This window comes from Pseudomonas sp. NY15354, from assembly GCF_048068075.1.
In the GTDB taxonomy this organism is placed as follows: Bacteria; Pseudomonadota; Gammaproteobacteria; order Pseudomonadales; family Pseudomonadaceae; genus Aquipseudomonas; species Aquipseudomonas guariconensis_C.
The window spans coordinates 1-12504 of the sequence record NZ_JBLUPV010000005.1 but is presented as its reverse complement, the minus strand read 5'-3'; the positions used below and the strand labels follow the sequence as shown (position 1 = coordinate 12504).

The 12504-nt window shown below is 65.0% G+C and carries 11 protein-coding genes; 10 read left to right on the top strand and 1 reads right to left on the bottom strand.

Annotated features, from left to right (window positions below):
• The first annotated feature begins 248 nt into the window (after nucleotides 1-248).
• The 8 genes from ACNFCH_RS06670 (at nucleotide 249) to ACNFCH_RS06635 (ending at nucleotide 8802) form a co-directional block, all read left to right on the top strand.
• Entirely contained in the window at nucleotides 249-1850 is a 1602-nt protein-coding gene (locus tag ACNFCH_RS06670; protein WP_416742469.1) for a 5-guanidino-2-oxopentanoate decarboxylase, read from the top strand.
• A gap of 78 nt (nucleotides 1851-1928) precedes the next feature.
• A complete protein-coding gene (locus ACNFCH_RS06665) occupies nucleotides 1929-2732 on the top strand; it encodes an ABC transporter ATP-binding protein (RefSeq protein ID WP_070091523.1) in 804 nt (267 codons plus the stop codon).
• A gap of 87 nt (nucleotides 2733-2819) precedes the next feature.
• Entirely contained in the window at nucleotides 2820-3596 is a 777-nt protein-coding gene (locus tag ACNFCH_RS06660; protein ID WP_337158670.1) for a transporter substrate-binding domain-containing protein, read from the top strand.
• A 37-nt stretch (nucleotides 3597-3633) separates the two neighbouring features.
• Nucleotides 3634-4347: an ABC transporter permease subunit gene (locus tag ACNFCH_RS06655; protein WP_337158671.1), complete on the top strand. Its 714-nt coding sequence runs from the start codon at nucleotides 3634-3636 to the stop codon at nucleotides 4345-4347.
• A gap of 10 nt (nucleotides 4348-4357) precedes the next feature.
• Nucleotides 4358-5053: an ABC transporter permease gene (locus ACNFCH_RS06650; protein ID WP_070091619.1), complete on the top strand. Its 696-nt coding sequence runs from the start codon at nucleotides 4358-4360 to the stop codon at nucleotides 5051-5053.
• A 44-nt stretch (nucleotides 5054-5097) separates the two neighbouring features.
• A complete protein-coding gene (locus ACNFCH_RS06645; protein WP_337158672.1) occupies nucleotides 5098-6279 on the top strand; it encodes a pyridoxal phosphate-dependent aminotransferase in 1182 nt (393 codons plus the stop codon).
• A gap of 131 nt (nucleotides 6280-6410) precedes the next feature.
• Nucleotides 6411-7871: an aldehyde dehydrogenase family protein gene (locus tag ACNFCH_RS06640; protein ID WP_416742468.1), complete on the top strand. Its 1461-nt coding sequence runs from the start codon at nucleotides 6411-6413 to the stop codon at nucleotides 7869-7871.
• A 106-nt stretch (nucleotides 7872-7977) separates the two neighbouring features.
• On the top strand, nucleotides 7978-8802 hold the full coding sequence (locus ACNFCH_RS06635) for a substrate-binding periplasmic protein (protein ID WP_337158674.1): 825 nt from the start codon (nucleotides 7978-7980) through the stop codon (nucleotides 8800-8802).
• Between the two features lie 8 nt (nucleotides 8803-8810).
• On the opposite strand, the gene ACNFCH_RS06630 is transcribed toward ACNFCH_RS06635, so the two are convergent.
• A complete protein-coding gene (locus ACNFCH_RS06630) occupies nucleotides 8811-10280 on the bottom strand; it encodes an aldehyde dehydrogenase family protein (RefSeq protein WP_416742467.1) in 1470 nt (489 codons plus the stop codon).
• A gap of 203 nt (nucleotides 10281-10483) precedes the next feature.
• Here ACNFCH_RS06630 and ACNFCH_RS06625 point away from each other — a divergent pair, with 203 nt between their 5' ends.
• Nucleotides 10484-11233: a class II aldolase and adducin N-terminal domain-containing protein gene (locus ACNFCH_RS06625; protein ID WP_337158676.1), complete on the top strand. Its 750-nt coding sequence runs from the start codon at nucleotides 10484-10486 to the stop codon at nucleotides 11231-11233.
• A gap of 55 nt (nucleotides 11234-11288) precedes the next feature.
• On the top strand, nucleotides 11289-12236 hold the full coding sequence (locus ACNFCH_RS06620) for a choline ABC transporter substrate-binding protein (RefSeq protein WP_337158677.1): 948 nt from the start codon (nucleotides 11289-11291) through the stop codon (nucleotides 12234-12236).
• Nucleotides 12237-12504: the final 268 nt, after the last annotated feature.

Below are 12504 nucleotides of genomic sequence, written 5' to 3'. Positions count from 1 at the left end.
ATCCTGCCTTTCTGACCCTTGGCGACCGCTCTGACTTGAGCGGTTTCGGCCTTTTAGGTCCCTTCACAACTTGATTGGTTTCTGGCGACCTCGGCCGCTCGGGGGAATCGCCTTTTCAGGTGCTTTTGGTATACCGGCGAATGGTGAGCAGATATCAACAATGGGCCAAATTTAATTCGATTGTGGTTGCCCTGCATCTCCTGAAAAATGCCTCCGGCGGTCTAGTAAAAATAACAGGAGAAGACCCAATGACCAGTTGTGCTCAGGCGCTCGTCAAACTGCTTGAAGGTTATGGTGTGGACACCGTGTTCGGTATTCCGGGCGTGCACACTGTTGAGTTGTATCGCGGATTGGACGGTAGCCACCTTCGCCACGTCAGCCCCCGCCACGAGCAGGGTGCAGGCTTCATGGCGGATGGATATGCCCGAGCCAGCGGCAAACCGGGTGTGTGCTTCATCATCACAGGCCCCGGCATGACCAACATTCTCACCGCCATGGGCCAGGCCTATGCCGATTCGGTGCCGATGCTGGTGATCTCCACCACCAGCCGGCGCGAGCATCAACGGCTGGGTCACGGTTACCTGCACGAACTGCCCGACCAGCGGGCGATGATCGCCGGCGTCTGTGCCTTCAGCCATACCTTGCAGCGCCCCCAGGAGCTGCCCGAAGTGATTGCCCGGGCCTTCGCCCTGTTCGGTTGCGCTCGCCCGCGTCCGGTTCATATCGAAATCCCGCTGGATGTACTCGAGATGCCGGCCGACGGCCTGGACCTGCGCCCGCGCGCCCTGCCTTCGGCCAGTGCGCCTGCCGCCTCGGCCATCGAGCAAGCCGCGGCCCTGCTGGGCATGGCCCGGCGCCCGCTGATCCTTGCCGGCGGCGGCGCGCGGGGTGCCAGTGACGCCCTGCGCGCCCTGGCCGAGCGCCTTCAGGCCCCGGTCGCCTTGACCACCAATGCACGTGGGCTGCTGCCACCGACCCATCCCTTGCTGCTGGACGGCGTCCAGTCCAGCGCCCATGGCCGTGCGCTTTTCGCCCAGGCAGACGTGGTGCTGGCGGTGGGGACCGAGCTGGGTGAAACGGACTACGATTTCTTCGGCCTGGGGCCCCTGGCCCTGGATGTGCCGGTCATTCGCCTGGACATCGACCCGATGCAGATCCTGGGCGTGCAACGTGCGGCCATTGGCCTGCTCGGCGACGCACGGCTTGGGCTGCAAGCCCTGAACGCGGCCCTGCCAGGCACAACTCCCGACAGCGACTGGGCGTCGGTGAACGTGGCGCAGGTCAATGCCGCCGAGCGGGCCGGTTGGACTGGCAAGCAGCAGGCGATGCAAGCGGTGCTGGACACGCTGCGTGACAGCCTGCCTGCGCCGATCCTGGTCGGCGACTCGACGCAACCGGTGTACCAGGGCGCCCTGGGCTATCGCGCCCCTGCGCCTTGCACCTGGTTCAACGCCGGAACCGGTTACGGCACGCTGGGATACGGCTTGCCGGCCGCCATCGGGGCCAAGGTCGCCTTGCCCGAACGCGCGGTCGTGGCCCTGGTGGGCGACGGTGGCATGCAGTTCTCCAGCGCCGAGCTCATCGCGGCCCGCGAGCACGGCATCGGGGTCATCCTGGTGCTGTGGAACAACCAGTGCTACGGCGAGATTCGCGACTACATGACCGCGCGTGAGATCCCGCACCTGGGCGTGGACATCCTGACGCCGGACTTCGCCGCCTTCGCGCGCTCCTGCCATGTCCAGCATCACACCGCCAGCAGCCTGGCCGGGCTGCGCGATCTCTTGCAAGGGCTGGATGCCCGCGAGCCGCACTTCATCGAACTGAACGCCTCGGACTTCCTGCCCACCTGAGCCCCCTGCGTGAGCCCGCCGCGTGACGCGGCGGCCGTTACTCGGTTGGGTTGATCAACAACAATGGGACATCCAAGAATGATCCACGAAAAAGGGCTGCCAAGCCTGCAGTCCACCCCCGTCGTCGCCATCGATGACCTGCACAAGAGCTATGGCGATCACCATGTCCTGAAAGGGATCTCCCTGCGCGCCCATGAAGGGGACGTGGTGTCCCTGATCGGCTCCAGTGGTTCGGGCAAAAGTACGCTGCTGCGCTGCATCAACCTGCTGGAAATCCCCAACGCCGGCACGCTTCGCGTGAATGGCGAAGAGGTCAAGTTCAAGCAAGGGCGCAGTGGCGTGCAGGAGATTGCCGACCTGCGCCAGGTCGAGCGGCTTCGCGCCACCCTGAGCATGGTCTTCCAGAATTTCAATCTGTGGCCCCATCGCACGGTCCTGGAGAACGTGATCGAAGCGCCGGTCCATGTGCTGGGTGAAAAACGCCAGGATGCGATCGAGCATGCCGAGCAACTGCTGGAGAAGGTCGGGCTTGCGCACAAGCGCCATGACTACCCCTCGTTCCTGTCCGGCGGCCAGCAACAGCGGGTCGCCATCGCCCGCGCGCTGGCGGTGCGCCCGAAGGTGATGCTGTTCGACGAGCCCACCTCGGCGCTGGACCCGGAACTGGTCGGGGAGGTCCTGAAGGTGATCCGCGGCATCGCCGAGGAAGGGCGCACGATGATTCTCGTGACCCACGAGATGGCGTTCGCCCGGGATGTCTCCAGCCAGGTCGTGTACCTGCACCAAGGCCAGATCGAAGAGCAGGGCCCGCCCCAGCAGGTGATGCTGAACCCGAACAGCGAGCGCTGCCGCCAGTTCGTCATGGCGCAACATAACCGCTGACAACACACGCATTTCATCCGCCGGGGGCGTGCAGCCCCCTAAATGTCCGCTGCCAAAACCAAACAATAGTTGCAAAAGGACTGTTCAATGAAAAAGACCCTCGTTGCTTTCGTGCAGACATTCATCCTGGCCGGCGCGATCAATGTCGCCCATGCCGACGACAAAGTGGTGTTCGCAATCGCCCAGGAGCCCTATCCGCCGTTTTCCTATAAAGACAGCAGCGGCGTCTGGAGTGGTTTCGAGCCTGAGCTGATCACTGAAGTGTGCAAGCGCATGCAGGCCGACTGCACGCTCAAGGAGCTGGCCTGGGACGGCTTGATCCCGGCGCTGCGTTCCAAGCAGGTCGACGTCATCATGAACTCGTTGTCCATCACCCCTGAGCGCGAGCAGGTCGTCGACTTCACCGAGCCCTACATCGAGACCCCGGCCTTGTGGGTCGGCGATGCGGCCCTGGAACTGACGCCAACCCCTGAAGGGCTCGAGGGCAAGACCATCGGCGTCCAGGGTTCGACCAGCCACTCGGCCTACGTGAAGCAGTACTTCGGCAAGACCTCGACCATCCGTTACTACAACGACCAGGACGATCTGCTGGCTGACCTGCGCAGCGGCCGGATCGACATCATGCTCGCCGACAAGATCTCGGTGGAGCCGATGCTGGCGTTGCCCGACAACTCGATGCTCCAAAGCAAGGGCGTCGCCCCGGCCGATCCGCTGTTCGGCAAGGGCATCGGTGCGGCGGTGCGCAAGGGCGACGATGCCCTGCGCGAGAAGCTGAACAAGGCGCTGAAATCCGTGCGTGAAGATGGCACCTACGACGCCATCGGCGCGCGCTACTTCAAGACCACTGTTTCAGCCTCCCAATGAGACCTGTTGGAACGGACGCGGGTGATCGGGTGCTTGTATGACCATTTCTGATATCTCCAATCTGCTGTTCGCCGAGGGCTGGGTGCAGACCCTGGCCCAAGGCGCGGTCAAAACCCTGGGTATTTCCCTGGGTGCCTTTGCGCTGGGGCTGTGTATCGGCCTGCTGGTCGCGCTGGCCAAGCTCAGGGGGCCGCGCTGGTTGGTCGCCTGCGCCAATTGCTACACCACGCTGTACCGCGCCGTGCCGGAGTTGTTGTTGATCCTGCTGTTGTACTACGCCGGCACCGACCTGCTGAACCTGGCGATGGCTGCCATGGGCCGGCCCAGCGTCGAGGTCAACGGCTTCATGGCGGCGGTCGTGGTGCTCGGGATCGTCCAGGGCGCCTATTCGGGGGAGGTGATTCGCGGGGCGATCGAGGCGATTCCGCCCGGGCTCGTCGAGGCCGGCAGGGCCTACGGCATGCCCCGGCTGAAACTGCTGACCCGCGTCATCCTGCCGTGCATGTTGCCCTTCGCCATCGCCGGCCTGTCCAACCTGTGGCTGGTGCTGGTCAAGGACAGCGCACTCATCAGCGTGGTGGGCTACAGCGAGCTGTTGACCGCCGGGCGACAGGCTGCCGCCACGACCAAACACTACCTGCTGTTCTACCTGGCGGTCGCGGTGTTCTATTACGTCATCACCTTGGTCTCCAGCATGGTGTTCCGCAAGTTCGAGTCCAGCTTCGAGCGCTGGATGCCCAGGAACGTATAAGGGGACGATCATGGATTTGTCATGGCTGAATAATTTTTCGAGTGAACTGGTGCGTGGCGCCGGCCTGACCGTGCAGTTGCTGCTCTTCTCGGCAGGCTTTGGTTTCCTGTTGGCCATCGCGGTGGCGCTGGGGCGCTTGTCGAACAACCTCGTGCTGTCCAACGCGGCCAGGTTCTTCAGCAGCGTGATCCGCGGCACGCCGCTGCTGGTGCAGATCTACATCCTCTATTACGGGGTGGGCAGTGTCCTGGCCGGGTTCCCGCTGATCAGAGGCGGGGTGTTGTGGCCCTACCTGCGTGAAGGGTTCTGGTATGTCGCCCTGGCCCTGACCCTGAGCGTCGGCGCCTATGTGGGCGAAGTGCTGCGCAGCGGCCTGCGTGCGGTGCCCAAGGGCGAGCTGGAAGCGGCACGGGCCTACGGCATGCGCCGTGGGCAGATCCTGCGCCGGGTCTGGTTGCCGCGTGCCTTGCAGATGGTGCGGCCGACCCTGGCGGGGGAGAGCGTCATGCTGTTGAAGTCCACGGCACTGGCCTCCACCGTTGCGGTGACCGATTTGCTGGGCGCCGCCAACATCGTGCGTTCGCAGACCCTGCGGGTCTATGAGCCGCTGCTGTTGGTGGCAATCACCTACATTGTCCTGGCCCTGGTCATCGAAAAAAGCTTCAAGCTGATGGGCAACACCGCCTCGCAGCGTCGAGTCCACTGACTAACGTAATGGCGTGGGTTCGTACGCCAGAAAAGGAATGTTCAATGAAGTATTCATCTTTGGTTCAACGCATCAGCGGCGAGAGCGTGGCCGCCTGGGACATCCACTACGCTGCCTGCCAAGCGCAGGAGCGGGGCGAGAACGCGATCATCCTGAGCATTGGCGATCCGGACTTCGCGACGGACGATGCGATCTGCGAAGCGGCGATCCAGGCCCTCAAGGACGGCGACACCCATTACACGCCCGTGGTGGGCCGGGCCAAGCTGCGCGAAGCCATCGCCGCCAAGCAGCGCAAGCTGCTGGGGATGCCGGTGGCCGCCGAGAACATCGCCCTGGTGGCCGGTGCGCAGAACGGCCTGTATGCCGCGGCCATGTGCCTGTTCGAAAGCGGTGACGACGTGTTGGTGCCCGAGCCGATGTACCTCACCTACGCCGCCAGTGTGCAAGCCAGCGGTGCGCGCCTGGTGTGCATCGAGCAGCCTGCCGACAAGGACTTTCGCCTGACCGCCGAAGCGCTCGAGGCCGCGCTGACCCCCAATACCCGGGGCATTGCCCTGGCCACGCCGAACAACCCGACCGGCAACGTCTATACCCGCGAGGAGCTGGAGGCTGTTGCCGAGGTGGCGCGTCGGCACGACCTGTGGGTGATCTCCGACGAGGTCTACTGCCAGCTGACCTACGGCGCCCCGCACATCAGCATTGCCAGCATGGATGGCATGGCCGAGCGCACGGTGGTGCTCAACAGCCTGTCGAAATCCCACGCCATGACCGGCTGGCGGGTGGGTTGGATCGTCGCCCCGCAGGATCTGATCCAGCACCTGGACAACCTGCTGCTGTGCATGCTGTACGGCCTGCCGGGGTTCGTCCAGGAGGCGGCGCTCAAGGCCATCGAGCTGGACGACGAAATCGTCGCCTCGGCCCGCGAGGTCTATACCCGTCGACGCAACCTGATCGCCCGCGAGTTGGACGGGGTCCCGCTGATCAAGGGCAAAGTCCCCGAGGCGGGTATGTTCATGCTGCTGGACATTCGTGAAACGGGCTTGTCGGGCGTCGACTTCGCCTGGGCGCTGTTCCGCGAGACCGGTGTTTCGGTGCTCGATGCACAGGCCTTTGGCGCCAGCTGCGCAGGCTTTGTGCGGGTGTCGTTCACCGTCGCCGACAAGGACCTGCTGGACGCTTGCCAGCGGATTCGGCAGTTCATCGAGAAGTTGCAGGCCAGCCGCTGAGCCTCGCCTTCGTTCGCGGTGCTTGAAGACCCAGCGCTCGCAAGAGGCTGGGTCTTCAACTTTTCTCATGTCGCTACGTCACTGCGCGCTGCAGGCATTGCAGGGCCGTTGACGCTTGTGGAGTCAATACGATGTTCCATCCTGAATGTTCATCCGAACTCGTCGCGGGTGTGCTGATCGGCAACCAATGGCTGGCGGGCGGGCCGGTGCTCGAGGTCTTCAACCCCAGCACCGAGGATCGCCTGGCCACGGTCAGTACCGGTGACAGTCAATCCGTGGACCTTGCCGTGCAAAGCGCCGCGCAAGCCTTCCCGGCGTGGTCGGCCAGCACGGGCGCGTTCCGTGGCGCGCTGCTCAGAAGGATCGCCGAAGGCGTTCGGCAGAACAGGCAGCAGCTGATGACGCTGCAATCGCGCAACAACGGCAAGCCCCTGGCCGAGGCCGGGCTCGACGTGGATGACGTGATCGCCACGTTCGAGTACTACGCCGACCTGGCCCAGGATCTCGATGCGGCGCAGGACCGTGGCGTTGCGCTGCCCAGCAGCGATTTCGCCGCCCGCTTGCGGCGAGAACCCTGTGGCGTCGTGGCGCTCATCGTGCCCTGGAACTTCCCCATGGTGACCACCGCCTGGAAGCTGGCGCCGGCCCTGGCGGCAGGCTGCACGGTGGTGCTCAAGCCCTCCGAGGTCACGCCGCTGCCGGAGCTTGCGCTGGCGCGGATCATGCTGGACGCCGGGTTGCCCACCGGGGTGCTGAACGTGGTATGCGGCACGGGCCTGGCCGTGGGCGCGCCGTTGTCGAGCCACTCGCAGGTGGCCAAGATTTCCTTCACTGGCAGCAATGCGGTGGGGGTCCAGGTGATGCAGCGGGCGGCGGAGACCGTGAAGGGTGTGAGCCTGGAGCTTGGCGGCAAGTCCTCGCTCATCGTGCTCGAGGATGCCGATCTTGAGCTGGCGGTGGAGCTGACCTGCGCCGGCGGGTTCTACAACGCAGGCCAGATGTGCTCGGCGACCAGCCGGGTGCTGGTGGCCGAGCACTTGGCCGAGGCCTTCGTGGACCAGGTCAAGGCCCGTGCCCGGGCGATCTGCGTGGGCGACCCCTTCGTCGAAGGCGTGCAGATGGGTCCGTTGGTCAACCGGGCGCAATATGAGCGGGTACTGACCCACATCGCCCGTGGGCTGGCCGCTGGGGCCCGGCTCGAATGCGGCGGTCGGCGGCCCGAGGGGATGGACCGTGGGTTCTACATAGCGCCGACGGTCTTCACCGAGGTCGCCCTGGACAGCAGCGTGTGGAACGAGGAAATCTTCGGCCCGGTGATCTGCATCCGTCGATTCAGCTCAGAAGAGGAAGCCATCGCGCTCGCCAATCAAAGCGACTTTGGTCTGGTGGCGACGGTGGTCAGCAAGGACCATGATGCCGCCAACCGCGTGGCCGACGCCCTGCAGGCTGGCATGGTGTGGATCAACGCGCCGCAGGTGATCTTCCCGCAGACGGCGTGGGGCGGGTACAAGCAAAGCAGTATCGGGCGCGAGCTCGGCCCCTGGGGGCTGGCCTCGTTCCAGGAGTTGAAGCACGTGGTGCGGGCGGTCTGATCACCCTAGGCCCCAGGACGTGCCTGGGGCCCAGGGCTCGTGGCCTGTGATCGACGCTACACTTGCATCGTCGCGATAGGCTGGCACAACTGAACCGAGGGGCCCCATGCGCAAGCTTTGTCGACCGATGACCTTGGCACTGGCGTTTTCCCTGCTAGCCCCGGCGGCTGCCTGGGCGGCGCAGCCGTGCAAGCGGCTGCAGGCAACGGGCAACCCTGAGTACCCACCCTACCTGTGGCGCGACCCGCAGAACCCGCAACGGTTGATCGGCGCCAACGCCGATCTGCTCAAACGCCTTGGCGCCGAACTGGGGCTTGAGATCGACGTGGTCTATAGCGGGCCGTGGTCGCGTGCGCAGGAGGAGGTCAAGAGCGGGCGGATCGACTTGATCGCCGGTGCCTTTCGGACCGCATTGCGCGAAGTCTCCATGGATTTCATCCCGCCGCCGTTCCTGAACACGCCCAGTGTGGTCTGGGTACGTCACAGCGACCCGTTTTCCTACACCGGCTGGGCCGACCTGCAAGGGCGCAGTGGCGGCACCTTGGTCAACAACAGCTACGGCCAGCCGTTTGACGACTATGCCAGCGCCCACCTGAACCTCGAAGCGGTCCCCAGCGCCGCCCAGGCGTTCCAGAAGCTGTTGTTCAAACGCAACGACTACGTCATCTACGAGCTTTACCCGGGGCTGGCGCTGGTGCGGACACTGGGCATCACCCAGCAAGTACAGGCCCTGGCCCCTCCGGTTTCCAGCGAGGGGCTGTACCTGACGGTCTCCCATCAGTCACCGTGCAACCAGCCTGAGCTTCGGGCGCAACTGGCGCAGAAGCTGACCGAGTTGCTCGACCGTTCCGTGCCCAGGCAACTGCTGGAGCAGAACCTCAAGCGCTGGCAGGACCAGCAGCCTCAGCAGGGCGCTGCGGGCAAGCCCTGACGGCGCTCTCACGTGAACCAGTTCAACACCCGCGGCTCGCAGTTGAGCAGCACATGCTTGAGTTCGCTGAATTCCTCAAGGCCCGCCGCCGACAGCTCGCGGCCAATGCCGCTGGCCTTGAAGCCGCCCCAGGGCGCCTGGGGAAAGGCCAGGTTGTAGTCGTTCACCCACAGTGTCCCGACCCTCAGACGCCGCGCCAGACGATTGGCACGGCCCAGATCGCCGGTCCACACGCCCGCCGCCAGGCCGTATGGCGTATCGTTGGCAAGCTGTACGGCGTGGTCCTCGTCGGTGAAGCGCTCGACGGTGATCACCGGGCCGAAGATTTCTTCGCGGGCGATGCGCATGTCGGCCTGTACTTCGCTGAGCAGAGTAGGGCGCAGCCAGAACCCCTTGCCCAGGTGCGCATCTGCGGGAATGTGCCCGCCTGCGCGCAGGCGGGCGCCTTCACCCTGTGCCGAGTGGACCAGTGACAGCACGCGATCCCGGTGGGCCGCCGATATCAGCGGGCCCATGCGCGTGCGGCTGTCGAAGCCATCGCCCAGGACGATGGCCTCGATGCGTTCGGCCAGGCGTTCGACGAAGCGGTCATGGATGTTCGCTTCCAGCAACAGGCGAGAGCCAGCCGAGCACACTTGTCCGGCATTGAAGAACACTGCGTTGAGCGCTTGGTCCAGGGCCACGTCCAGGTCGGCGTCGGCGAACACGATGTTCGGGTTCTTGCCGCCGAGCTCCAGCGCCAGGCGCTTGAAGTTGCCGCTGGCGGCCTGCATGACCTTGGCACCGGCACTGGCGCCGCCGGTGAAGGACAGCATGTCCACCCGCTCGCTGAGCGCCAGGCGGTGGCCCACGGCGCCGTCGCCGCAGACGAGGTTGAACACCCCGGACGGCAGCGCCAGGGAGGCCAGCAGACCTGTCAGGTGCAGGGCACTGAGCGGCGTCAGTTCGCTGGGTTTGAGAATCACCGTGTTGCCCGCGGCCAGGGCCGGTGCGAGCTTCCAGGCCGTCTGCAGCAGCGGGTAGTTCCACGGCACGATCAGCCCGCAGACGCCTACCGGCTCGTGGCGTGTGACGCTGATGACATGGGCGGGCGCATGGGGGTGGGCAATATCGGTGCGCGCTTCGAGCAGCCCTGCGTAGTAGCGGAAGGTGGCCACCACGCAGGCCAGGTCGGCCTCGCTTTCGCCGAGGGTCTTGCCGGTGTTTAGGGTTTCCAGGCGGGCCAGGTGGACGGCCTCGGTTTCGATGGCTGCCGCGATGCGCAGCAGCACGGCGCTGCGCTCACTCGGCGGCAGCTGGGGCCAGGGGCCGTGGTCGAAGGCGTGGCGGGCAGCATCGATCGCGGCGTCGACATCCTCGGTGCTGGCGTCTGGCGCCAGGGCGAGCAGGCTTTCGTCGGCGGGGTTGATGATTTCTCGATAGCGCTTGCTGTGCGGTTCACGCCATTGCCCTGCAATGAAAAGCTGATGGTGCGACATGCTGCGTTTCCTCGTTTGCGTTGGCAATGGCCGCACCATAGCCAGGCGCCTGGGCGTTAACTTGACCGAATGCGACAGCCGTCGCCGCGCCGTGCATTCGCGACAAGCCAGGTCGCATCGCATCAAGTCCTCGTTGGTGCGCTCCCTAGACTCGGGAATGTGAATGCGTGCCCGGGGGCGCGCTCGACGCCTGAGGAACTGCCATGCACAACCCATCCATCGCCGTGTTAGACGCCCATGCCCAGGCCCGCGTCGAGCTCGCCTGCGCGTTTCGCTGGACCGCCCGCCTGGGGATGCACGAGGCCATTGCCAACCATTTCAGCCTGGCTGTGTCCGAGGATGGCCGGCGCTTTCTGATCAACCCCTATGGGCGGCATTTTTCCAGGGTCCGCGCCAGCGACCTGCTGCTGCTCGATGCCGATGACCCTTCGGCCCTGCAGCGCCCCGACGCGCCGGACATCACCGCCTGGGCCTTGCACGGCGCCTTGCACCGGCGGCACCCGCACGCGCGCTGCATCCTGCATGTGCATTCCAAGTACGCCACGGCCTTGGCCTGCCTGGCCGACTCACGCCTGCCGCCGATCGAGCAGAACGCCATGCGGTTCTTCGAGCGTGTGGCCATCGACGAGGGCTTCGACGGCATGGGCCTGGGGGATGAAGCGGAGCGGGTGAGCCGCCAGCTGGGCGACAAGCCGATCCTGCTCATGGGCAACCACGGCGTGCTGGTGGCGGCCCCCAGCGTGGCCCAGGCCTTCGACGATCTCTACTACTTCGAGCGCGCCTGCGAGCTCTACCTCACCGCCCTCGCCACTGGCCGCCCGCTGCGCATCGCCAGCGATGCCGTGGCACGCAAGACCGCCCAGCAATGGCTGGACTATCCGGACTTCGCCGCCCGCCACTTTGCCGCGCTGCAGGACATCCTCGATGAACAGGAACCGGACTACCGCACCTGAGCGGGCGTCATCACCCATTGCCATGCCCACCCCCAACCGTTCTGGAGTCGCTCGCATGCCGAAGAAAACAGCCGTATCCGTGCTCGCTGCATCGCTGCTCACCGCATCCATCGCCACCGCCCAGGCCGGTGAGCCCGCCGCCTGCCAGACCGTGCACTTCGCCGAGGTCGGCTGGGCCGACATCGCCGCCACCACAGGGCTTGCCACCACCGTGCTGCAGGGCCTTGGCTACAAGACCAAGACGCAGATGCTGTCGATCCCGATGGCGTACCAGGCCATGGAAATGAAGACGATCGATGTCTATCTCGGCGCCTGGATGCCCTCGATGGCCGCGATTTCCACGCCGTTTCTGGAAAAAGGCAGCGTCGAGCGGGTGCGCACCAACCTGACCGGTGCCAAATACACCCTGGCGGTGCCCGATTACGCCTACGAGGCCGGGCTCAAGGACTTCAAGGACATCGCCCGGCTCAAGGATTCACTGCAGGGGCGCATCTACGGCATCGAGGCGGGCAACGATGGCAACCAGATCATCCAGGGGCTGATCGACAAGGACCGCTACGGGCTCAAGGATTTTCGCCTGGTCGAATCGAGCGAGGCCGGCATGTTGGTGGAGGTGCGCCGGGCCGTGCGCTCGAAAAAGCCGATCGTGTTCCTGGGCTGGGAGCCGCACCCGATGAATACGCAATTGTCGATGCGCTACCTGAGCGGCGGCGATGCCGACTTCGGGCCTAACTATGGCGCGGCGGTGGTCGATACCCATACCCGCAAAGGCTATGGCCAGGAGTGTCCGAACGTTGGGGCGCTGTTGTCGCGGATGGAGTTCCAGCTGGGAATGGAGAGCCAGATCATGGGCGCGATCCTCAATGACAAGCAAAAGCCTGCGCTGGCGTCGCGTGACTGGCTCAAGCGCAATCCGCAGGTGCTGGACACCTGGTTGGCGGGGGTGACGACCTTCGATGGCCAGCCGGGGGCATCGGCGGTGCGCAGTTACCTGGGGCTCTAGCGCCAAGCTGCTGGGCCCCCCACAGGTACAGCGCCAAGCCGGAGAACGGCGCTGTACCTGTGGGAGATTCTATGGTGCCGGACAAGCTCGAATCATCTTCGGTTGGTATTCCTTGACACTTTTCAGCCGTGCTAATACCAGCCCTGGCTTCGTCGGCTTCCACCGGAATTGCACTGCTCTCAAGACTTGCGCAATCCCTGTGGGAGCGGGTTTACCCGCGAAGAAGGCACCACAGAACAAGGCCAAGCGTTGACCTGACAATCGGCGC